Source organism: Streptomyces yunnanensis (assembly GCF_029011865.1).
GTDB classification, from domain to species: domain Bacteria; phylum Actinomycetota; class Actinomycetes; order Streptomycetales; family Streptomycetaceae; genus Streptomyces; species Streptomyces yunnanensis.
Window position 1 is genome coordinate 2,364,729 of record NZ_CP095749.1, and the last position, 22,482, is coordinate 2,387,210.

A 22,482-nucleotide genomic window follows, 5' to 3' on the forward strand; every position below is an offset into this window, starting at 1 on the left:
GCGTGATGATCCCCGAGGATTCCGCGCCCTTGCGATCTTTTCCAACTGGCATATGCCAACCTGCGCAGGGGCGCCCCGGGCGGTGCCGTCCTCCCTGCCCGAGGCGCCCCGCCTGCGCTATGCCGTTTCCGCCGGCCGCATCCGGAACTCGTACCGCTCCGGCAGCGGATGCTCCGCGCGGGCCCGGGCCGCGGATTCCGCGGTGATCGGACCGTCCCCCGCCACCAGCCGCTCGGCGAGGGCGTACCAGGTGTCGCTCAGGACCTCGGCGCCCTCCCGAAGATCGGCGATCTCGAAGCCCTCGTCGAAGATCTCGCGCGCCGCCGCCGGCTGTCCCTGGGCGAGCAGGACCTGCGCCGCCAGGAGGCGGAAGCGGCCGCCCGCGCGCTCGGCGGGGCGCAGCGCCGCCAGCATCCCGGCGGCGGTGTCGGCCCGGTCCACCGCCAGCAGCACGGGCACCGCCTCCCGGACGAGGGCCGGCAGAGCATCCCGCCAGGCCCTGGCCACCGCCGGATCGTCGGACCCGGCCGAACCGACAGCACAGTCGAAAGCCTGCGTGAACCGGTCGGCGGCGTGCGCGGTCTCGCCCGCCACGGACTCGGCGACGGCCAGGCAGTACAGCGGCAGGCAGCCGGCGCCGTGCGCCAGCGCACGCTCCCAGCTGCGGACGGCCTGTGCGCGGTCGCCGGCGTGCCACTGGGCGAGCCCGAGGTGATACTCGACGGCCGGCCCCGGACGGGCGGACTCCAGCAGGTCGCGCCAGGCCGGGGCGACCGGGGCGGGTCCGGGGACCGGGCCGGCGGCCGGCAGCTCCCCCGTTCTGACCAGCGTCAGCCAGGGCTGCTGCTCGGCGCCCAGGGTGGCCGGGGCGAACGGTGTGCCGGGGAGCTCCAGGCCCGCGCGGGCCACTTCGAGGGCGCCCCAGCCGGAGCCGGTGGCCAGTTGTTCCTTCGGCTCCACGTCCGCGTACGGGAGCCAGGCCGCGTACGCCGCATCGACCTGGTCCCGGGGCAGTACCGCCGCCAGCCGGGATTCCACGGTGCCGCGCGCCGCCGTCCAGTCCGCGCCGTGGACCTGGACGGGGTCGGCGTCCAGCGGCCCGTACGCCTCCAGCCAGCTGAACTCCCCACCGGCGTCGAGCGGGACGTGCTCCAGTTGGGTACGGGCCAGGCCCGCTTGGATCTCCGCGTAGCCGCCGGTGCCCGGTTCGGTGAGCCAGCGCTGCCAGCGCCGTCCGGCCCGTCCGGCGCCCCACAGGAAGAGCTTGCGGCCGGAGAGGGCGGCGGTGGAGGTCTGCACCAGTCCGCGGCCGTCCCGGTCCAGGGAGGCGATCCAGGGGCGGGCGTCCTCTGGCAGGTCGTAGAAGTAGTCCGCGGGGAACTCGCTGCGCAACGGGTAGGTCCGGTCGGCTCCGGCGGACTCCGGCACCGGCACGCGCCGCAGCGTGCGCTCGTACCCGAAGTGCCAGGCCGCCTCGGCCGGGGCCAGTACACGGGTGTGCTCGTCCTCGGGGACGGCGGTGTTGGACCACCAGTACACCGGGGCGGTGTGGTGGTGCGGATTGCGGATCCGCACGCCCACGTAGAGGAACTCCGCGCCGTCGGGCAACCACAGGTCCACCTGGAACGGCAGGTCGCGCAGCCGCTCCCACTCCCACAGCCGCAGCATCTCGCCGCCATCGGGAGCCGGGACCCGGGCGGCGTGCAACGGAGCGCACGAGAGGGTGGTGTGCCCCGTGGCGCCGATGTTCCATTCGATGCCGCCGGAGAACCACGCCCCGTTGAGGGCGAAGGCGGCGGGCTGCACCACCGGGTTGCGGTAGAGCAGTTCGCGGCCGGTGGGCTTGTGGTGGAGGGAGTACACCCGGCCGCCGAGGCCGGGCAGGACGGTGGCGCGCAGCTTGTCGTTCTCGATGACCAGCGCGTCGAGGTCGGTGCGACGACGGTCCCGACCGTAGCCGTCGCGCATCCGGGTGGGCAGGATCGAGCGCAGCGGCCGATAGCCGATCTGCCGCGCCATGTCGGCGGGCAGCGCGGTGTCCCGGGGGATCTCGATGCGGTGCACGTCTTCGGGGCCGCGCAGCGCGGGCAGTGGGTTGTCCGGGCCGAGGGCGGCCAGGGGAAGGGTCAGGGTGGTGCGTCGCACACTCGTGGCCACGGCTGCCTCGCAGGATCGGACCGGACCCCCTCGGCTACGGCGGCCCGCTGTTGACCATGGAACAACGTGATCGGCCGTCTGAACAGGGCCCCTGTTGGCCAGGTGGGGTCAGGGTTGCGCAAAGACACCCGCGAGGAGGTCGGCCAGCAGTACTGCCCCGGATCCGTCGGGGTCGCGGTCCGGGTCGTAGATCGCCACGGTGATCCCCACGCAGCGCGGGGAGGCGGCCAACGGGGAAAGCAGCGCCCGTAGTTCGTCGGTGAACAGGCCGTCGGGGTCGGGGCTGTCGACCGCGGGCATCACCGAGGGGTCCAGCACGTCCGCGTCCAGATGGATCCAGAAGCCGTCCAGCGGGGAGTTCTGGAGGTGCCGCAGCGCCGCCCGGGCGACCGCTTCGGGGCCGCGCCGCCGGATCTCGCCGACGTTGGTGCAGCTGATGCCCAGTCGGGCTAGCTCCTCCTGGTCCTCGTCCGCGTCGCGGACCCCGAGGAGGCTCACGTCCTCGTCGCGGACATACGGGCGCATCCCCTCGATATCCGTCAGGCCGGCCTGGCCGCGGCCGGTGATCTGGGCGACGCCCTCTCCGGCCGCGGCGCCGACGGGGCCGGTCACCTCGGTGTTCCCCGGATGCCGGAAGTCGCCGTGTCCGTCCAGATAGGCCACGCCGTACCGCCCCAGTCGCCGCAGCGCGAGCACCGCGCCGAGCAGGATGCTGCAGTCGCCACCGAGGACGACCGGGAAGTCGCCGCTGCGCACGTGTCCCTGCACCCGGCGGGCGAGCCGCGCGCTGTAGGCGGCGATCGCCGCGGCGTGGAAGTCCCCGTCTCCCTCGCGCCAGTCCCCCAGGCCGTAACGGGGCGGCACCACCACCCCGCCCTCCAGTGCGCCGAGCCGCCGCAGCAGTCCCTGTTCCCGCAGCGCTCCGGCGAGCTTGTAGCAACCGGGCACCGCACCGGGTGCGGGCGGCCGCAGTCCCAGGTTGGAGGGGGCATCGATGAGCACGTTCCGGCGCATACGGCGATCGTAACGGGCGGCCGGTAAACGGCCGGTCGTTGCAGGGGGTTGCAGGGAAAACCGCAGGCGGTCGGGGGCCCGCACGCATAGCCTCTACTGCTGCACACGTGGAACGCAGACCAGAACGGAAGCGGTGGAGATGGCCACGCAGCACACCTACCGAGTGATCGTCCGCGGCAAGTGGGACCACCTCACGGCGGAGGCCCGGGCGCAGCTGCTCGCCGAGGTGGACGACCACGGGCTCGCCCAGATGAGGTTCACGCCCGAGGGCTCGCTGGCCTACGACGCCGCCCTGCACGCCTTCAGCTACCGCTACGTCATCGTCTCGGACGCCGCGCTCGGCGAGGAGATGGCCGCCGCGCTCGGCGAGGAGAAGGCGGAGGGCGCGCTGCGGGCGGCGGGGCTGGGCTACCGGGAGCTGCGGGCCACCGCCACCGACATGGACACGATGAAGATCAACCGCAAGGACCGGTAGCGGGCCGCCCGATGGCGCGCGCTATCCCTGCCGTCCCTCCGGGGACGGCTCGTTGAAGCGCAGCCGGTTGCCGAACGGGTCGGTGAGGGTGAGACAGGTGCCGAACTCGTCCTCCTCCAGGCCGGGACGCAGGTACGGGTAGTCCTTGGCGGTCAGTTCGGCGTGCAGGGCGCGCACCCCCGTCAACTCGACGTACACGGTCGAGCCCGGGGTCGCATCGCCGTGATGCTCCGAGAGGTGGAGGACCAGGCCGCTCCGGGACACCTGGGTGTAGAGCGGCATGCCGGGTGCGAAGCGGTGCTCCCAGTCGAGGGTGCAGCCGAGGTAGTCGACGTAGAACTCGTGTGCCTTGGCCACGTCGAAGATCCGGAAGATCGGTACCGCGCTCCGGACGACGACCTCCCCCGCCTGGGTGCCGTCGCCCCCCTTGGTCCTGCCCTTCTCCTTGGTGTCGCTCACTCCGCCTCGCCGCCTCTCCTGGCGCCCCGGTCCGCCCGGTCGCCTTCCTGGTCCGCCTAGTCTTCTTCGTCCTTCTGGACCATCTCACGGGTGAGGGCCCAGCGTTCGTGATCGCGCCAGGCGCCGTCGACGAAGAGGAAGTCCGGCGAGAAGCCCTCCAGACGGAAGCCCGCGCGCTCGACCAGGCGGATCGACTGCTCGTTGGACGGCTGAATGTTGGCCTCCAGACGGTGCAGGCCCAGCGGGCCGAAGGCATAGCGGCGCACCAGTCGTAGTCCCTCGCTCATCAGGCCCCGGCCGGCGGCGTGGGCGAACACGCCGTAGCCGATGGCGCCGCTGAGGAAGGCGCCGTGCACGATGTTGTTGACGGTGAGGTAGCCCGCGATCCGCCCGCTGTCGTGCGCACAGATCAGGAAGCCCTCGCGCAGGGGTTCCTGAAGTCGCGCCAGGTAACCGTCGTACGCGGCGTCGGTGCCCGGCGGAAAGAGCCAGGGTCGGTGCAGATCCATGCTCTGCCGGACGAGGGCGGTGAACTCCTGCCGATCGTCGGCGGTGAAGCGCCGGATGCCCACCCTGGGGCCACGGGCGAGGTAGCGGTCGGTGCTCGTCATCGGCAGATCGTACGAGGGAGGGGCCGTGCGGGCGGGCCGACTGCCCCGTTTCCCGACGGCCAGGCCGCACCGCGGACTCCGGACGGGTGTTGACCGGCCGGCCCGGAGTCCGCGGGTGCGTCCCGTGGTGGACGGGAGCGCGGGGTCGTCAGCGCCACACGGGCGCATCGGTGCCCCAACGCCCGGACGGCGTGGCCCAGTTCACCGGGCCGCCCTCGAAGGACACCGGGGGCAGTGCGTGCAGCAGTCGCCCTGCGGGGCTGTCGGTCTCGCGGAGGTGGTGGGCGGGGTCGTAGCCCGTGGTGACGGCGTACCCGGTCGCCGCCTCGACGGCGGGCCGGCCGGGCGTGTCCCCGAGGTCGTGCACCAGCCAGCGTGCCGTACGGCCCAGCGCCAGCGTCGCCAGGTGCGAACCGCCGGTCCGGGCCTGCTCGGTCAGTGCCCGCAGCACCGCAGCGGCCAGCAGGTACCCGGTGCCGTGGTCCAGTGCCTGCGCGGGCAGCGCGCCCGGGGTGCCGTCGTCACTCGCCTCGACGGCGGCGATGCCGGTCGCGACCTGTACGACGCTGTCGAAGCCGCGCCGGCCGCCCCAGGGGCCGTCGTCGCCCCAGGCGGAGAGCCGGGCCACCACCAGCCCGGGGCGGCGTTCCACCAGGGCCTCGGGGGTGAGCCCGAAGCGGTCGAGGGCGCCGGGGCGGTAGCCGGTCACCACCACGTCCGCCTCGGCCAGCAGCGCCTCGAAGGACGCGCGTCCACCGGGCGATCCCAGGTCCAGCGCGGTGGAGCGCTTGCCGAAACCGGTGTCGCTGTGGGCGTCCTGACTCTCCGGCAGCTGCGGTGCGTCGATGCGCAGGACGTCCGCGCCGAGAAGGGCCAGCGTCCGGGTGGCGACCGGGCCGGCGAGCACTCGGGTCAGGTCCAGCACGCGCAGCCCGGCGGCGGGCAGCACCGGGTCGCCGGCTCGGGCCGGCAGTACCCGCGGCGGGGCGCCGGCCCCCAGGTCCTCGCGCGTCAGCAGTGGCTTCCGGGCGAGGGCGGCGCCCTGCTCGTGGGCGGCCCACTCCTCGGGGGTCCGGGCGGCGACGGCCAGCCCGCCGGCCGCGTAGACGGCCTCCTGGAGTTCCTCGGCCCGCCGTGCGGCGATCACGGCCTCGGCGTCGGCGGGTCCGGCGGTGTCCGGGAGGCCCAGCGCGCCGAGCAAACGGGCCCGGTGGTGCGGGTAGTTGGCATGGGTGCGCAGCCAGCCGTCGGCAGTGCGCCAGAACCGGGAGAGCGGGGCGAAGGTCGACGGGGCGCGACCGTCGATCCGCAGATGCCGTTCGCTGACGAAGGCGGTGGCCACGGCTCCGTCGTCGACCCGTACGGCGGGCAGCGGGCCGCCGTCGCGCTGTGCGGCCAGCTCGGCCGCGGCGAGCGCGCAGACGGCCACGGTGGAACGGGCCAGGGCCATGACCGGGAGGCGAGCCGGCAGCAGGCCGGACGGCCCGTCGTAGGAGATGTGTTCCGTGAGCCCGAGGTCGCCGCCGAGCGCCGCCCACGCCTGGTCCGTGCCGAGGTTCTGCCGCCGTCCCGTGTCGTCTCGTTGCATCATGAGCCGAGTCTGGCACTGAGTGCCATCCATGGCTAGCAGGACGGTCGTTCTCGACCTTCCTCCGGGACGGCGGGCCGCCACCGCTCGGCCGCGCCGGGCGCCGCCAGCGCCAGTTCACGGTGGGCCCGGCGCAGCGCTCCGCGCACCACGAAGGGGTGGATGCGGCGTATGACGGCCAGGTAGAGGCGCCCTCCGCGGTGGTGGGTGCGCACGACGGTGCCGAGCGTGATCTGGTCGCCGGCGACCAGGAGCGAGGCCCGGAAGTCGAGGTGACCGGCGTCCTTGCCCAACAGGATCTCCCCGCCCCGCCGCGCGAGCACGGGGAACGACGCCCCGCGCAACACCCCTTCCCAGGCTTCCGGTTCGCGCGGCATACCTGGTCGCAGCGGCAGCTGCCAGGCGTCCTGGAAGTCCGTACGCGAGAAGGCACTGCGTGCCAGGTGCGCGCCTTCCGGTAGGGCGACGGCCGTCGGCCGGTCCCACAGGAGGCGGTTGAGCAGCCGCACCCGGGGCGACCGGTGGACGGGGGCACCAAGGCGTCCGGTGGCGGCCCGTTCGAGGTTGTCGAAGAGTTCCTCGACGACGGTGCCGTGGACGGCGCGGATCGCCAGGTGCCAGACGATCCGGCGGGCGAGGGGGAGCCGGGACTCCAGGACGTGGTCGACCCGGCAGCGGTCCGCCCCCAGGGGGTGGACGGTGACCTCGTGGTGACCGGTGTCCTCGCCGGACGGGCCGGGCGTGAAGGCGAAGCGGATGCGGCGGCCCGGCTCGTAGGCGGCGACGCGGTAGCGGACGAATCCATGACCGCCGTCCGCACCGACCCCCAAGGGGCGGTCGAAGCGCATGGCTGGCCATACGGGCGTCGGGAAGAGCGGGTCGGGCTGGCCGCCCAGCCGGTCGATCAGGGCTCCCACGACCTCCGCCGGGGCCTGGACGGTGCGGGTATGGGCGTCGCGGACCGTGTGCACGGGGCACCTCCATACGGTGGCGTATGTTTTTACCGTACGGTAGCGTATGGTCATGGTGCGACAGCGGACGAAGGAGACCGGCGGCGGCGCCGCACGGCAGCGACTGACCGTGCAGGATTGGGCCGACGCGGCCCTTGCGGCCATGGGGGAAGGCGGCCTGGCGGCGGTCGCCGTGGAGCCGCTGGCGGTCCGCCTGGGCACCACCAAGGGCAGCTTCTACTGGCACTTCACCAACCGCGACGCACTGATCGAGGCCGCCCTGGACCGCTGGGCCGAGACCCGCACCGAAACCGTGATCGCCGAGCTGGCCGACGAGCCCGATCCGGGCGAGCGGCTCCGCCGACTGTTCCTGCGGGCCACCCGCCGGGCCGCCGAGGATCCACTGGAGGTCTCGCTGCTGGCCTCCGCCGCGGATCCGCGGGTGGCCGCCGCGCTCGCCCGGGTGACCGACCGCCGGATCGGCCATATCGCCGCACTCTTCGCCGAGTTGGGCTTCCCCGAGGACGAGGCGCACCGCCGCGGCCTGCTCGCGTACACCGCGTATCTGGGGCACACCCAGCTCAGCCACGCGGTTCCGCGGTCCCTGCCGGCCGGCCCCGCCCGCGACCGGCATCTGGACACGCTGCTGGAAACCTTGTTGCGTCCGGCGGGAACGCCCGGCGCGGGCCCGGACGTTCGACAAGCGAACCCGCAGCGGCGCGTAGCGGGATCCGCAGCCGAGAGGGGGTGATCGCACCCAACCGGACCGCAGTCGCGCCCTGTTGACCGACCTGGCGTGGCGACACCCCGCACACCTCACGCAGACCTCACGCACACCGCACACCCACGGAGATCAGCGCGGCGCACACTGCTCGCCGCCGGGGCGGCATGTCACACGGCAGGCACCGGTGACGTCCCCGTGACGAGCAACTCACCCCACCCGCACGGGAGGAACCGTGACCGAGACCATCTCCTTCCCCCAGGACCGCACCTGCCCCTATCACCCGCCGACGAACTACCGGCCGCTGCGCGAGTCCGGCCCGCTCTCCCACGTCGCCCTCTACGACGGCCGCAGAATCTGGGCGGTGACCGGCCACACCGAGGCACGGGCGCTGCTGGTCGACGGGCGCCTGTCGGCCGACCGGCAGAATCCCGCGTTCCCCATCACGTTGGAGCGGTTCGAGGCCGTGCGGCGCGTGCGGACCCCGCTGATCGGCGTGGACGACCCGGAGCACAACACCCAGCGGCGCATGCTGATCCCCAGCTTCAGCGTCAAGCGGACCATCGCGCTCCGGCCGCAGATCCAGCGGATCGTGGACGAGCTGCTGGACCGGATGGTGGCCCAGGGGCCGCCCGCCGAGTTGGTCTCCGCGTTCGCCCTGCCGGTCCCCTCGATGGTGATCTGCCTGCTGCTCGGCGTCCCCTACGCGGACCATGAGTTCTTCGAGGAGCGGTCCCACCGGCTGCTGCGCGGGCGGTCGGCCGAGGAGAGCGAGGAGGCCCGGCTCGAACTGGAGGGATATCTGGCAGAGCTGATCGCGACCAAGGAAAAGACCCCGGGCGACGGCCTGTTGGACGAGCTGATCACCGAGCGGCTGCGGACCGGCTCGCTGCGGCATGAGGAGCTGGTCCGGCTGGCCATGGTCCTGCTGGTCGCCGGCCACGAGACCACCGCCAACATGATCTCGCTCGGCACCTTCACCCTGCTCGAACACCCCGACCAGCTGGCGCAGTTGAAAGCCGACGACAATCTGATCCCGACCGCGGTCGAGGAGCTGTTGCGGTTCCTGTCCATCGCCGACGGCATGCTGCGGGTGGCGACCGACGACATCGAGATCGCCGGCCGGACCATTCGCGCCGGCGACGGCGTGATGTTCTCGACGTCGATGATCAACCGGGACGAGGCCGCCTACCCGGCCCCGGACGAACTGGACCTCGACCGCTCGGCCCGCCACCACGTCGCGTTCGGCTTCGGCGTCCACCAGTGCCTGGGGCAGAATCTGGCCCGCGCCGAGATGGAGATCGCGCTACGCTCGCTCTTCAGGCGAATCCCCGATCTGCGACTCGCCGTGCCGGCTGCCGAGATTCCGTTCAAGCCGGGGCACACTCTCCAAGGAATGATCGAACTGCCGCTTGCCTGGTAGCACCGATCGGCGCCACCGGAGGCGGTACGCCCACGAAAGGGGCCCGACAATGCGGATCACCATTGACACGAACGTCTGTATCGGCGCCGGCCAGTGTGCGCTGACGGCGCCGTCGGTCTTCACCCAGGACGACGACGGCTTCAGCGCGCTGCTGCCGGGCCGGGAGGACGGCGGGGGCGACCCGTTGGTGCGGGAAGCCGTCCGCGCCTGCCCGGTGCAGGCCATCAAGATCACGGAGGAGTGACGCCGGAACACCCCGCCCCCGACCGGCCGGTGCCGCCGGGCGGCCGCGGCACGCCCGACACGTGCCGCCCCTGACGTCGACACCCACGGCATCCGCCCCATCCGCTACGGCACGACCCCGCGGGTGACGGGGAGTTCGAGGACTCCGCCGTCCTCGGGCGCGCTGGCGACCGACACCCCCTTCACCCCGCGGTTGCCCGCATAGGCGGTGTCACTCGCGGCGATCACCAGCCGCAACCGGTGCCCCGGCTGGTAGCGGTGCACGATGCCCGGCAGTTCCACGGTGAACGCACGGGTCACATCGGGCACCCTGGCCGGGGCGACCAACCGGTGCACCAGCGCCTTCCGACCGTCCGGCGCGACATCGTAGAGCTTGACGAAGAGCACCAGTTTGTCGGCCGCGTCCGAGGAGTTCTGCTCCCGCTCGGCGCGGGGCGAATGCACCCTCAGGGTGACCTTGGGCGCCCCGACCACGTCCAGCGGCCCGCCCGTCACCGGCGCCGAGGTCCAGTCCAGGTAGGTGCCCTTGATGTCGTAGGGCTGGAAGTCCGGCACCCTGACAAGGCCGGCCAGCGAGTTCTCCGAGTGGCTGGTCGGCACCCGCAGATTGCGGTACGCGCGGGTCCCGCGGACCACCTCGGCACGGCTGTCCACGAGCCTGCCGTCACCGGAGAGATAGAGCCGGCGGCTGCCGCCCGCCGGGAAGGCGGACGAGGTGGCGTAGGTGGGACCACTGGTCACCCAGTCCCGGTAGTACGCGAAGGCCGGTCCGGTGTCGGTGGCGGTCCGGTGCCGCAGATACCGGTCGAACCAGGCGAGGATCCGGCGCCCCACGTAACTGGTGTCCAAGTTGCCCCGCGCCAGGTCGAGTTCGCCCTTCACGGGGTCCTTCATCCCGCCGCTGTGGCCCCAGGACTGCCAGATCATCTTGACCGGCGTGCCCTGGGCGGCGAGCGTGCGGTAGGTGGCCGTGGCCTCGTTGAGGTTGAAGAGGGTGTCGGCCTGCCCCTGGACCAACAGGGTCGGCGCCTTCACCGACTTCAGGTAGGACACCGGGGAGACGCTGCGTGCGTACTGGAGCATCGCCCGGGTCTCGTCGGCCGGGTACTTGCGGGACTCCAGCAGTCGCTTGGTGCGGCAGGCCGGCGCGACGAAGTGCAGGCAGCCGAGCTCCCCGGCCCGGGACGGGTCCAGCCTCGGGTGGAGCAGCCCCTGCGCCTCGCCGATGAGGAAGAAGCCGTTCGTCCACTGGTGTTTGTACGCCCCGGGGACCGCACCGCCGACGCCGTCCGTGCGGCCGATGTTGTTCGGAGTCAGGGAGTACGCGAGGTCGTTCCAGGTGATCAGCGGGACCAGCGCGTCGACGCGATGGTCGACCGCGGCGGTGGCCATCTGGATCGCCCCGCCGTACGACCCTCCGATCATGCCGACCCGGGGGTCGCCGGGCCGGTCCTCGGCGACGAAGTCGACGCGGGTGCCGTCGTCGGCGGCCCGCGACCCGGCCAGCACGTCGATCAGTCGGCTTGCCGCCCGGCCGTCGATCGCGGGGTCGTCGAGCGAGATCGGGCAGCCGGTCCGGCCGAAGCCCAGGCCGGAGTAGGCGAGTGCGACATAGCCTCGGGCGGCGAGCGCCCGGGCGGTGGCGTCGGTCGAGCCGTCCGCCTTGCTGCCGCCGAAGCCGTTCGTGGTCAGCACGGCGGGCGCCGGGTGCGCGGCGTCGACGCCCCGCGGGCGGTAGAGGTCGGCGTCCACCGTGCAGTTGCGGTCGCCGGCCCGCACGGTCACCTTGAGCGCGGAGACCGTGTACGGTTCGGCGGCGTCGCCCGCGGCGGCAGCGGGGGCGTTCAGGACGAGGGGCGCGGTGAGGGCGGTGCCGGTCAGCAGGGCCAGCGACATGCGGAGCACGGGGCGGGACACGACTCGGGACACGCTGAGCACGCAGACCTCCACAAGAACACGTCGTACCAACCAGTCGGTAACGGCGCGCTCATGTTGTGACACGAGTAACTAGCATGTCAACGCTCATGACACGAGTCGCTGATAGGACGTCAGTTCACCGCGGTCGACCGGGAAACGGGGGCGAGAGGGGCCGTTCGGACGACGCCGTAGGGCCGACCGTCCGACCCATGGCCACGCCTCGTCACCCGCACCGGCGCGGCTCGTCCGATCGAGCGGCGTGCGCCCGCGCGCCCACCCAACCCGTGCGCCGTCTCCCGGCCGGCGCCCGCCGGCCGATCGGGCACCCGTCGTCAGACGGCGGGCCGGCCGCGGCCGGGCACACCGCGCAGGAAGTGGTCGAGGACCCGGACGCCGAAGTGCAGGCCCTCCACCGGCACCCGCTCGTCCACGCCGTGGAAGAGCGCCTGGTAGTCGAACCCCTCGGGCAGCTTCAGCGGCGAGAAGCCGTAGCCGACGATGCCCAGCCGGGAGAACTGCTTGGCGTCGGTGCCGCCGGACATGCAGTACGGCACGGTGTGGCCGTCCGGGTCGAACCGCTCGATCGCGGCCCGCATCGCGGCGAACGACGGGGAATCCACCGGGGCCTGGAGCGCCACCTCTCCGTGGTGGTAGTCCCAGGTGACCTGGGGCCCGGTGAGCTCGTCCATGGTCGTGCGGAACTCGGCCTCGCCACCGGGGACGACCCTGCCGTCCACATGGGCGACGGCGGAACCCGGGATCACATTGACCTTGTAACCGGCCGACAGCATCGTCGGATTGGCGCTGTTGCGGACCGTCGGCTCCACCAGCTTGGCGGACGGACCGAGCTTGTCGAGCAGGGCGTCGACGTCGACGTCGGGCCGCTCGGGGTCGATGTCGATGCCGTGCAGCGCGGCGAGTTCGCGCAGCGCGGCCCGGACGGTGGGGGTGAGCCGCACCGGCCATGCGTGCGCGCCGATCCGGGACACCGCGTCGGCCAGCCTGCTGACCGCGTTGTCGCGGTTGACCTTCGAACCGTGCCCGGCCCGGCCCCGGGCCGTCAGCTTCAGCCAGGCGGTGCCGCGCTCCCCGGCCGCGATCGGATAGATCCGCATCCCGCCGCCGGCGTGGAAGGTGAAGGCGCCCGATTCGCTGATGCCCTCGGTGCAGCCCTCGAAGAGGTCGGCGTGGTGGTCGGCCAGGAAGCCGGAGCCGTCCTCGGCGCTCGCCTCCTCGTCCGCGGTGAACGCCAGCACGATGTCGCGCCGGGGCCGCGCCCCGCTGCGGGCCCACTGCCGGACGACGGCGAGCATCATCGCGTCCATGTTCTTCATGTCGATGGCGCCCCGGCCCCAGACCACACCGTCCCGGACCTCCCCCGAGAAGGGGTGCACCTGCCAGTCGGCGGGCTCGGCCGGGACCACGTCCAGGTGCCCGTGCACCAGCAGGGCGTCGGCGGACGGGTCGCTGCCCTCGATGCGGGCGACGACGTTCGTCCGCCCCGGGGTGCGCTCCAGCAGAACCGGTTCGACGCCCACCTCGGTCAGCCGCTCGGCGACGTACTCGGCGGCCGGACGCTCCCGGCAGCTGCCGTCGCCGGCGTTGCCGGTGTCGATGCGGATCAGCTCCGAGGTGAACCGCACGACCTCGTCGAGCGCCTGCTGATCGACCGTCTCGGCGGCCGGGCCGGGCCCGTGCTCCGCCAGCTCCCTCTCAGCCATACTGCTCCTCCACGGCGGACGAGACGACCGTGGTGACCGCCTTGAAACACCGGATGGCTTCGTACATGTTCTGACTGGTATACGCGACGCGGCGCTCGCCGCAGCGCTCCACGCCGGGCACGCATGTCGACGCCCCCACCAGGTGTTCGGCGTCGAACTCCAACTCGAACCGGAACGGGCCGCCGCGGACCGGATCGTGACGCACCGCGAGCGCCGCGCCCTCGCGGGCCGCGGCCCGGATCTCGGCCGCCGTACGGGCCGGCGGCCGGCACACCGCCGCATAGCGCGACACATGGTCCTTGACCGCCACGCCGGGCGCCCGCGGCGCGTATTCCTTGGCATCCTCGCAGGTCCGGTCGTCGCCCGTCACCAGCACCACGGGTACCCCGTACTCGGCCACGACGAGGGAGTTGAGATACCCCTCGCTGGCGCGTATGCCGTTGACCCAGACGCCGGTGAGGGTGTTGGCGAGATAGGTGTGGGCCAGTACGCCCTCCGTCCCGGCCCCGGTGTGGTAGCCGACGAACGCGATGCCGTCGACGTCGCCGTGCTGCACGCCCTCGACCATGCTCAGCGCCTTATGACGCCCCGTCAGCATCGCGGCCCGCTCGTCGAGCTGCTCCAGCAGCAGGTTGCGCATCGTCCAGTGGGCCTCGTTGACGACCACCTCGTCCGCCCCGCCGTCGAAGAAACCGGCGATGGCGGCGTTCACGTCGGAGGTGAACATGTGGCGGCAGCGCTCCCACTGCGGTGTGCCCGGCAGCACATCGGCGGGCCACGTCACTCCCGTCGCACCCTCCATGTCCGCGGAGATCAAGATCTTCACGTCTATCAGTCCCATCGCAGGTGAGAGGGCGTGTGCAGGGCCCTCGACCCGTCACGTTACGCGGCGGCGAACACCCCTGCCAGGGCTGTGGACAACTCCGGAGGTCCAGACCACTGAAGATCGTTTACGTCGCCCCTCCCCCTCATTCCAGTTCCTCCTGGCAGCGCTCCAGCCATTCGAGGTCCGCCTGGAGGTGCAGCATCGCGCCCTCCACCAGCAGGTGCGCGACCCGGTTGCCCCGGTCTTCGGACACCGCCAACCTGGACAGCTCCCGCATGCTCTTGAGGTAGTGCCGGCGTTGCCTGTTGATGAGGCGGGTCAGGTCGACCGCCCCGACCCGGGAGGCGAGCGCCAGCTTCATGAAGAACTCGTCGCGGAGCCGCGGCCCGACGGTGGACTCCTCGAACCACGCCTCCACCGCCTCCCGGCCGGCCGCGGTGATCCGGTAGATCCGCTTGTTCGGCCGGTCCGACTGCTCGACCTCCTCGCCCTCGATGAGGCCCGCCCTCTCCAGCCGCCCCAGGGTGACGTAGACCTGCCCGATGTTCGGCCGGGGGTAGGCCGCACCCAGGAGTGCCTCCAGGGCCTGTTTCAGTTCATAGCCGTGCGCGGGTGCGCTGACCAGCAGCGCCAGGAGTGGCAGCCGCACGCCTTCCCTCTCCCTGTGCCCTCGTCGCCCGTTGCATGTCGTCGTCCGCAGTCGAGGTCCCGCCTTCGGGACCTCGTAGGGAAATCCTTTCTCCAGGCTCCCCACTTCCCCACTCCCGCATGGCTAACAGGTACGCAAAGGCGCGGTCACGAACCGGACATGGGGAGGGCGGAGAGCGGGGCCACCCTCGCCAAGCCGCACTCCCCCACTCGCTACCGCCCGTACTCGCTTGCCGCATAAGGGAGTTGGCGAATCCAGGCGGACGATTCATGGCAGACACCGGTGCGGTTCGGTGCAGGATCCCGACGCCATACCCCACAAATCCGGGCACGTACCGTTCGACTTTCGTCATTCTGTTGACACCGAAAAGATGCGGCTACCTAACATGCATGCATCACAGCAACTCGCAAGGCGCCACGCCGACTTGCTCCGTAAGAAGTGGATCCGGCAGATGTTCACAGCCACCGCAGATCGCGGCCTTCCGACCCCCGCCCAGGACACGGCCCAGCGCTGGTGGCGCGATGCGGTCATCTACCAGGTCTACGTGCGCAGCTTCCGCGACACCACCGGAGACGGTACCGGAGACCTGGCCGGGGTCCGTGCCGGGCTGCCCTACCTCAAGAGGCTCGGTGTGGACGGGATCTGGCTCAGCCCGTTCTTCCCGTCACCGCAGCACGACCACGGGTACGACGTGGCGGACTACCGCGACGTGGACCCGGCGTACGGCGATCTCAACGAGTTCGACCGCTTGATGGCCGATGCCCACCGGCTCGGGCTGAAGGTCCTGTTGGACATCGTCCCCAACCACTGCTCCAGTGAACACCCTTGGTTCCAGACCGCTTTGGAGGAAGGGCCGGACGGGCCGTCGCGGCGGCTCTTCCACTTCGCGGACGGGCGCGGGGAGCACGGCGAGCTGCCGCCCAACAACTGGCGGGCGATGTTCGGCGGGCCCGCCTGGTCCCGCATCACCGAGGAGGACGGCACTCCGGGACAGTGGTACCTCCACATGTTCACGCCCGAGCAGCCCGACCTGAACTGGCGCAACCCCGATGTGGCGGCCGACTTCGACAAGGTGCTGCGCTTCTGGCTGGACCGCGGGGTGGACGGCTTCCGCATCGATGTGGCCGCGGGGCTCTTCAAGCACCCCGAGCTCCCCGACTCCCCCGACCCGGCGGCCGACGAGCGCACCCGCGACTCGGTCAACCCGTTGGCCTGGAACCAGCCCGAGGTACACCAGGTGTGGCGGGACTGGCGGGCGCTGTGCGAGGAGTACACCGCCCGGGACGGCCACGACCGGCTGCTGGTGGGCGAGGTGTCGGTGCGGACCCCGGGCGAGCAGGCCGCGTACGTCCGGCCGGACGAGCTGCACCAGGCGTTCTTCTTCCACCTGTTGACCGCGCGCTGGGACATCGGCCTCTTCCGCAAGGTCATCTCCGAGGCGCTGACCGACATCGCGGACACCGGGTCCACCGTGACCTGGGTGCTCAACAACCACGACCAGGTCCGGACGGTCACCCGTTACGCGGGCGAACCGGGCACGCCGGAGGGCGCTTCGGGCCCGGCCCGGGCCCGTGCCGCGGCACTGCTGATGCTGGCCCTCCCCGGCGCGGCCTACATCTACCAGGGCGAGGAGCTGGGCCTGCCCGAGGTCGACGACCTCCCGGACGAGGTGCTCACCGACCCGATCTTCCACCGCACGGGCAGTCGGCAGCACATCCGGGACGGCTGCCGGGTTCCGCTGCCGTGGTCCGGGGACGCCGCCCCGTACGGCTTCAGCGCGGCCGAGGCGGCACGGACCTGGCTGCCGCAGCCCGCGTCGTTCGCCGGGCACACCGCCGACCGCGCGGTGGCCGACACCGGGTCGTTCTGGCACCTGTACCGCGAGGCGCTCCAGCTGCGCCGGGGCCTGCCGCAGCTCGGGGACGGCACGCTGCGCTGGTTGGCGTCGCCGCCGCAGGTGTTGGCGTTCGTGCGCGGTGACGGCCTGGTGTGCGCGGTGAACTTCGGCACCGAGTCGGTGCCCGCACCGGTGGCCGGTGACCCTCTGCTGGCCAGTGGTGCCTGTCCGGCCGGGACGCTTCCGGGGGCCACCGCCGCGTGGTGGATGGACCCGGAGCAGCCGTTGTTGCCGTAGGCGGGCGGCAGTTCGCCGCGGTGTCCGGGCAGTGCGGGGTCCGGGCGGTATCGGGGTGGTGGTGTGTGCCGTTGCCCCGATAGCGCGACCGTGCCGGTGCACGGAGACGTGGGCGTGCGTCGGGCAGGGGGACGCACGGACGGGGCGGCCGGCGGCGCGGGAACCCGTGGGGCCGGCGGAGGCATCGAACAGGGTGACACCTATGCCCGTTTGGCGAATATCACACCCGTTCGCTCTTTTCCCATAGGTCGATCGGCCCCATATTCTGCTGAAGTGCCCGAGAGCGGGCACGGGCCGTCGCTTGATCGCCGTAGCCGGTGGGATACCGGGCGGGCTCCCCTGTGGATGCCAGGCGGGCGGCGCGCACAGTGGGACAGGACACCACCTTCATGCACGGATCACGCACGACACGTTGCACCCGTCGCGGACTGGCCGCCCTGGTGGCCGCCGGAGCGGCGCTCGCCGTATGGAGCACGGCGGCCCCCGCCTCGGCCGGCACCGGCGACCCGGCGAGCACCGGCGGCGACACCGTGGGCGACGCCAAGGTCGTCTGCACCTCCGACCGGCCGGGCCTGGCCCCCACCCTGTCCCACGACATCGCCGCGGCGCTCAACGGGCGCCAGGGCACCTCGGCGCTCGCCCTCTACGACCGCACCTCGGGGACCAACTGCGCGTTCCAGGCGGGCACGCCCTTCGACTCCGCGAGCGTGGTCAAGGTCACCGTCCTCGGGGCGCTGCTGCGGCAGACCGAGGAGGCGCACCGCGCGCTGACGTCGCAGGAGGTCAAGCTGACCACCGACATGATCACCAAGTCGGACAACGCCTCGACCGACGCCCTGTGGCATCAGATCGGGCGGAGCGGGATCCAGCACTTCCTGGACCTGGCCGGCATGCGGAACACGGTGCCCGGGTCCGGCGGCGCCTGGGGCCTGACCCAGATCACCGCCGCCGACCAGCTCACCCTGCTGCAGCTGCTGACCGCGGAGAACGGCGCGCTCGACCAGGAGTCCCGGGACTACGCCCTCGACCTGATGCAGCGGGTCGTCCCCGAGCAGCGGTGGGGCGTACCGGCGGGGGCGCCCGCCTCGACGACCGCCCACCTGAAGAACGGCTGGCTGCCGCGCGCGGAGAAGGGCTGGCGGGTGCACAGCGTCGGCACCTTCGACGGCAGCGGCACCGACTACGCGATGGCCGTCCTCTCCAGTGGCAGCGACACCATGGGCTACGGGGTGGCCACGGTGGAGGCGGCGGCCAAGGTCATCCATCGGGACCTGGCGGCGGCCGGTGATGCCAGGTAGGGGGCGAGCGGGCCGAGCGGCCCGTCGGCGGGCGCGCAGCCGGGCGAAAAGGGCGGCATCTCATCGTCAACTAACGGTTGACGTTCGCGAGATCGTCAACTTATGGTTGACGCATGACAGAACCCGTCCGCATGACGCATCCCGTCCGCCTCGACGATCTGATCGAGGCCATCAAGAACAACCGTTCGGACGTCCTGGAGCAGCTCTCCGACGCCGTGATCGCCGCGGACCACCTCGGCGAGGTGGCCGACCACCTCATCGGGCACTTCGTGGACCAGGCGCGGCGTTCGGGCGCTTCCTGGACCGACATCGGCAAGAGCATGGGGGTCACCAAGCAGGCCGCCCAGAAGCGCTTCGTCCCCAAGGGCCCGGGCGGCGGCTCCGACCTGGGCCCCAACCAGGGCTTCAGCCGGTTCACCGCACGGGCCCGAAACGTCGTGATAGGGGCCCAGAACGAGGCCCACACGGCCCGGAACGACGAGATCCGCCCCGAGCACCTGATCCTCGGTCTGCTCCGCGAGCCGGAGGCGCTGGCCCTCCGGGCCATCGTCGCCCAGGGCGTGACCGCAAAGACGCTCCGCGAGTCGGTGACCGCGCTGCTGCCGCCCGCCGTCGACTCCCTGCCCGCCCTCACCCCGTTCGACGCCCAGTCGCGGAAGGCGCTGGAGCTCACCTACCGCGAGTCCCTGCGACTGGGCCACAACTACATCGGCACCGAACACCTCCTGCTGGCCCTGCTGGAGCAGGAGAACGGCTCCGGGCCGCTCACCGACCTCGGCATCGACAAGACGGCCGCCGAGGCGTTCATCGGCAAGGAGGTGGCCAAGATCCTCGCCGCCCAGCAGGGGCAGTAGCGGGGCGACCGGAGGGACGGGGCCGGGCTCGACGGCGGGAGCCGCGGGGTCCGGCCCCCGACCCACCGCCCCTCAGCCGGTCTCCGCGGCCGGACCCGCCACCACCCAGTGCGAGGGCAGGTCGAGGCGGGACCCGTCGGGCCCGTATTCCGTTGTGGCCAGCGGCAGTTGACCACAGGCGGCGATCCGCAGCCCGTGGGCGCGCAGCAGCCCGGGCACCTCGGCGTCGGGCAGCTCGCCGGGGGTGATGCCGTGGGCGAGGACGGCGCGCACCGTGGCCGGCGGCCCGCCCGGGCCCTGCGCCAGGGTCCGCAGCACCTCCTTCGCGGACGCGGACGGTTCGACGGCGAAGAGCCGGCCGCGGGCACCCAGCAGCGCGGCGATGTGCCCGGCGATCCGAAACCGTTCACCGGCGGCGCACTGGTGCAGCACCCCGCGCAGGTAGACGTTGCAGTCGCCCAGTTCGGCGTGGAGCGCCCCGACGGCCGCCCCGTCGGCGGCGTCCAGCCGACGGAACTCCGCCACCCCGGCCACGTCCTCGGCCCGGGCCCGGGCAACGGCCGCGGCGGAGAGGTCCAGGCCCAGCACGCGCCCGAAGTGGCCGGCCAGATAGCGGGTCTGGGTGCCGTTGCCGCAGCCCAGGTCGACCAACGGCAGTCCGGTGTCGGCGTGTTCGACGAGGAGCGGGAGGTGGCGCGCGGCGGTCAGTGCCGGGTCGGCGTCCCAGAAGACCTGGCCAGCGCCGGTCGGCGCCGCGCGCCAGAAGCCTTCCCACGCCCGCAGATTGCGGCTCGTAGCGGTCATCGCCCTTTGTTACGCCGGTCGGCGACCGCCCGCAAGGGGGGCGGCGCGGTCCCGCGACGGGCTTGCGGGGGCCGGACCGCCGGCCGGTCGTGCCCGATCGCTCAGCGCTGCCCGCGGCGCGCCCCGGGCAGCGACTGCTCGAACCAGACCGTCTTCCCGGTGCCGGTCCGGCTCGTCCCCCACTCCCGGGCCAGCCGGCTCACCACCGTCAGCCCGCGCCCGAACGCGTCGTCGGGGGCCGCGTCGAGCAACTGCGGCAGGGCGTGGTCGTCGTCCGAGACCTCGCACAGCAGGGCGTCGGTGTGCACCAGGCGCAGGACCACCCGCTCGGTGTGCGCATGCCGCACGGCGTTGGTGACGACCTCGCTGACCAGCAGCCGGGCGGTCTCGACGGCCGACGCCAGGCCCCAGGCGGTGAGCTGCCCGGCGGCCAGCCGGCGGGCCCGGCCGACCTCCCGGGGATCGAGCCGCAACCGCCACTCGGCGACCGACTCCGGCGGGATGCCGTTGAGCCGGGCCATCAGCAGCGCCACGTCGTCCTTGCGGTCGTCGGTGACGTTCAGCGCCCGGATGACGGCGTCGCAGGCGTCGTCCATCGAGGCCGCGGGGTGCGCCGCGGACTCCACCAGCGCCGCCAGTCCCACCCCGATGTCCTCGCCGCGCACCTCCACCAGCCCGTCGGTGCACAGCACCAGGCGGTCGCCGGGCGCCACCGGGACCGTCACCGCCTCGCAGGGCACCCCGCCGACACCGATCGGCGCGCCGGTGGGCAGTCGGAGGAGTTCGCCGCGGCCGTCCGCCGCGCGGACCAGGACGGGTGGGATGTGCCCGGCGTTGGCGAGGGTCAGCCGCTGGCCGATCGGGTCGTAGACGGCGTACAGACAGGTCGCCAGGTGGGTGTCGCCGAGCCGCTGGGCGAGGTCGTCCAGGCCGCGCAGCAGCTGCGCCGGCGGCATGTCGATGGCCGCCATGGTCTGCACCGCGGTCCTCAACTGGCCCATCATCGCGGCGGAGTTCAGGCCGTGGCCCATGACGTCGCCGACGACCAGCGCGGTGCGGGAGCCGGGCAGCTTGATGGTGTCGAACCAGTCGCCGCCGACCCGGCCCAGCCGGGTGCCGGGCAGGTAACGGGTGGCGGTGTCGCAGCCGGGCATCCGGGGCGCGATCTGCGGCAGCATGCTGTCCTGGAGCGTCTCGGCGACGTTCTCCTGGAGGGTGTACATCCGGGCGTTGTCCAGTACGAGTCCGGCGCGGGCGGCGAGTTCCGCGCCGGTCACCCGGTCCATGTCGTTGAACTCCGCGCGCTCCGGATGCCGCAGCAGGATCATGAAGCCGAGCACCACGGTGCGCGCCTTGAGCGGGACGACCAGCAGCGACCGGCCGTTGATCAGCGGGCTGATGTCCCGCTTCTCGAACTGCGCGGCGATGGCGTTGCCCAACTCCTCGGTGAGCCGCGGGATCAGCACCGGCTGCCCGGTGGTCATGCACTGGAAGAACGGCGTGTGGACGGGGAACGGCATCGACTCGCCGACCGGGACGACGTCGTCCCAGCGGCCCGGCTCGTCGTTGTGCTCGACCGCGACCCGGTGCCACAGGGTGGTGGCGTCCGGCGCGCCGTCGGGGAACCCCTCGCCGGCGACGACCTGTTCGCGCAGATAGGTGCCGGCGACGTCGGTGAAGCGGGGCACGACGGCCTCGCTGACCTCCTGGATCGTCCGGGTCAGGTCGAGCGAGGAGCCGATCCGGCCGCTGACCTCGTTGAGGAACTCCAGGCGTTCGCGGACCGCGGCGTATTCGAGGTCCGACTCCAGCTCGGCGACGGCCGCCGCGGCGGCCCGCGGGTCGTGCTCCGCCGCCCGCACCGCCCGTAGCAGCCGGGCGCGCCGCTCCACCCGGCGCGGCACGCCCCAGTCCGGAGTCACCGGGACGCGCTCCTGCTGGCTGATCTCCAGTACGGGATAGCCGAGTTCGAGTACCTGCGCGACGATCCGGACGCTCTCCCGGGGGCTCATGCTCGGCAGGATCTCGGGCAGGCGGCGGGCCAGCTCCCCGGCTCCGGGGAAGTCAGTGTGCAGCGCGAAACCGGGCGCGTGGCGCTGCCGGCCGGCGGGGCCCGCCGCGGGGTCCGCGGGAGCACCGGGCAGGGTGGCGGCGTCCGCGGCGAGCACCAGCAGCCGCTCGGTCCCGGGGCCCACGAGGGGGTACGCCCACCACAGCAGGTCCACCTGGCCGGCCTCGGCCGCCATCCGGGCCCGGCCCGCGGTCGGGTGGGACGCGCCGCCGAGGGGCGCCGCCAGTCCGGGCGGAGGGCTCTCGGGAAGGTCCCGCAACAGGCTTCCGGGGCCGCCCGGCGCGTCCTCGTGGTCGTCCCACTCCTCGGTGCCCAACGCGCCGCCGACCGGCAGCAGATCGACCGCGGGGGCGCCCACCGCCTCCTCGCGGGCGGCGCCGAACAGCCGGCGTGCGCCGGTGCTCCAGTGGGAGACCAGCCCTCGGGAGTCCACCACCACGACCGCGAGCGGGATCCGTCCGGGCACCGCCTCCCGTGGGCCGGACGCCCGGAACGCCGGGCCCGAGAGATCGTCGCCGTGCGTCGGGCCACGCTCCATGGGCGGTTGCTCCTTCGTACACCGATGTG

Annotated in this window: 19 protein-coding genes; 7 read left to right on the forward strand and 12 right to left on the reverse strand. The window is 72.7% G+C overall.

The features are described 5' to 3' along the window. Positions 1-117 precede the first annotated feature (117 nt). Together MOV08_RS10375 and MOV08_RS10380 are read right to left on the reverse strand one after the other, a co-directional pair. Positions 118-2,157, reverse strand: a complete 2,040-nt coding sequence (locus MOV08_RS10375; RefSeq protein WP_275307180.1) for a DUF5107 domain-containing protein — start codon at positions 2,155-2,157, stop codon at positions 118-120. A 108-nt stretch (positions 2,158-2,265) separates the two neighbouring features. Beyond that, on the reverse strand, positions 2,266-3,171 hold the full coding sequence (locus MOV08_RS10380; RefSeq protein ID WP_275307181.1) for an arginase family protein: 906 nt from the start codon (positions 3,169-3,171) through the stop codon (positions 2,266-2,268). Positions 3,172-3,310: 139 nt separating this feature from the next. Here MOV08_RS10380 and MOV08_RS10385 point away from each other — a divergent pair, with 139 nt between their 5' ends. After that, positions 3,311-3,646 (forward strand): DUF6204 family protein, encoded by a 336-nt coding sequence (locus MOV08_RS10385; RefSeq protein ID WP_039631198.1) that lies wholly within the window; start codon positions 3,311-3,313, stop codon positions 3,644-3,646. Positions 3,647-3,667: 21 nt separating this feature from the next. On the opposite strand, the gene MOV08_RS10390 is transcribed toward MOV08_RS10385, so the two are convergent. The 4 genes from MOV08_RS10390 to MOV08_RS10405 all read right to left on the reverse strand — a co-directional run bounded on the left by MOV08_RS10390 (position 3,668) and on the right by MOV08_RS10405 (position 7,275). Continuing rightward, entirely contained in the window at positions 3,668-4,105 is a 438-nt protein-coding gene (locus MOV08_RS10390) for a glyoxalase superfamily protein (RefSeq protein ID WP_275307183.1), read from the reverse strand. A 56-nt stretch (positions 4,106-4,161) separates the two neighbouring features. After that, positions 4,162-4,716 (reverse strand): GNAT family N-acetyltransferase, encoded by a 555-nt coding sequence (locus MOV08_RS10395; RefSeq protein ID WP_275307184.1) that lies wholly within the window; start codon positions 4,714-4,716, stop codon positions 4,162-4,164. A 148-nt stretch (positions 4,717-4,864) separates the two neighbouring features. Next, the gene (locus tag MOV08_RS10400) at positions 4,865-6,307 is read right to left on the reverse strand and encodes a CoA transferase (protein WP_275307186.1); all 1,443 of its coding nucleotides are present in this window, start codon (positions 6,305-6,307) and stop codon (positions 4,865-4,867) included. Between the two features lie 32 nt (positions 6,308-6,339). After that, positions 6,340-7,275 (reverse strand): DUF2867 domain-containing protein, encoded by a 936-nt coding sequence (locus MOV08_RS10405; RefSeq protein WP_275307188.1) that lies wholly within the window; start codon positions 7,273-7,275, stop codon positions 6,340-6,342. 46 nt (positions 7,276-7,321) lie between these two features. Between MOV08_RS10405 and MOV08_RS10410 the strand changes: the two genes are divergently transcribed. The 3 genes from MOV08_RS10410 (at position 7,322) to MOV08_RS10420 (ending at position 9,642) form a co-directional block, all read left to right on the forward strand. After that, a complete protein-coding gene (locus MOV08_RS10410; protein WP_275307189.1) occupies positions 7,322-8,005 on the forward strand; it encodes a TetR/AcrR family transcriptional regulator in 684 nt (227 codons plus the stop codon). A 205-nt stretch (positions 8,006-8,210) separates the two neighbouring features. Next, positions 8,211-9,398 carry a cytochrome P450 gene (locus tag MOV08_RS10415; protein ID WP_039631205.1) on the forward strand — a complete coding sequence of 396 codons (1,188 nt, stop codon included), beginning with the start codon at positions 8,211-8,213 and terminating at the stop codon, positions 9,396-9,398. A 49-nt stretch (positions 9,399-9,447) separates the two neighbouring features. After that, positions 9,448-9,642 carry a ferredoxin gene (locus MOV08_RS10420; protein WP_039631207.1) on the forward strand — a complete coding sequence of 65 codons (195 nt, stop codon included), beginning with the start codon at positions 9,448-9,450 and terminating at the stop codon, positions 9,640-9,642. Positions 9,643-9,746: 104 nt separating this feature from the next. Here the strand turns inward: MOV08_RS10420 and MOV08_RS10425 are convergent, their stop codons facing one another. The 4 genes from MOV08_RS10425 to MOV08_RS10440 all read right to left on the reverse strand — a co-directional run bounded on the left by MOV08_RS10425 (position 9,747) and on the right by MOV08_RS10440 (position 14,754). Continuing rightward, positions 9,747-11,537, reverse strand: a complete 1,791-nt coding sequence (locus MOV08_RS10425) for a CocE/NonD family hydrolase (protein WP_275311750.1) — start codon at positions 11,535-11,537, stop codon at positions 9,747-9,749. A gap of 353 nt (positions 11,538-11,890) precedes the next feature. After that, positions 11,891-13,279 carry a M20/M25/M40 family metallo-hydrolase gene (locus MOV08_RS10430; RefSeq protein WP_275307190.1) on the reverse strand — a complete coding sequence of 463 codons (1,389 nt, stop codon included), beginning with the start codon at positions 13,277-13,279 and terminating at the stop codon, positions 11,891-11,893. After that, positions 13,272-14,105 (reverse strand): M55 family metallopeptidase, encoded by an 834-nt coding sequence (locus MOV08_RS10435; RefSeq protein WP_039640463.1) that lies wholly within the window; start codon positions 14,103-14,105, stop codon positions 13,272-13,274. The genes MOV08_RS10430 and MOV08_RS10435 overlap by 8 nt, the downstream gene beginning before the upstream one ends. Positions 14,106-14,247: 142 nt before the next feature. Further along, on the reverse strand, positions 14,248-14,754 hold the full coding sequence (locus MOV08_RS10440) for a PadR family transcriptional regulator (RefSeq protein WP_275307191.1): 507 nt from the start codon (positions 14,752-14,754) through the stop codon (positions 14,248-14,250). Between the two features lie 451 nt (positions 14,755-15,205). On the opposite strand from MOV08_RS10440, the gene MOV08_RS10445 reads away from it, so the two are divergent. The 3 genes from MOV08_RS10445 (at position 15,206) to MOV08_RS10455 (ending at position 19,040) form a co-directional block, all read left to right on the forward strand. Beyond that, positions 15,206-16,888 carry a glycoside hydrolase family 13 protein gene (locus MOV08_RS10445; RefSeq protein ID WP_275307192.1) on the forward strand — a complete coding sequence of 561 codons (1,683 nt, stop codon included), beginning with the start codon at positions 15,206-15,208 and terminating at the stop codon, positions 16,886-16,888. Positions 16,889-17,277: 389 nt separating this feature from the next. Then, positions 17,278-18,186 carry a serine hydrolase gene (locus MOV08_RS10450; RefSeq protein ID WP_275307194.1) on the forward strand — a complete coding sequence of 303 codons (909 nt, stop codon included), beginning with the start codon at positions 17,278-17,280 and terminating at the stop codon, positions 18,184-18,186. A 113-nt stretch (positions 18,187-18,299) separates the two neighbouring features. After that, positions 18,300-19,040, forward strand: a complete 741-nt coding sequence (locus tag MOV08_RS10455) for a Clp protease N-terminal domain-containing protein (RefSeq protein WP_275307196.1) — start codon at positions 18,300-18,302, stop codon at positions 19,038-19,040. 72 nt (positions 19,041-19,112) lie between these two features. Here MOV08_RS10455 and MOV08_RS10460 read toward each other — a convergent pair whose 3' ends face one another. Then, positions 19,113-19,844, reverse strand: a complete 732-nt coding sequence (locus tag MOV08_RS10460; RefSeq protein ID WP_275307197.1) for a class I SAM-dependent methyltransferase — start codon at positions 19,842-19,844, stop codon at positions 19,113-19,115. 101 nt (positions 19,845-19,945) lie between these two features. Beyond that, positions 19,946-22,453, reverse strand: a complete 2,508-nt coding sequence (locus MOV08_RS10465; RefSeq protein ID WP_275307198.1) for a SpoIIE family protein phosphatase — start codon at positions 22,451-22,453, stop codon at positions 19,946-19,948. Positions 22,454-22,482: the final 29 nt, after the last annotated feature.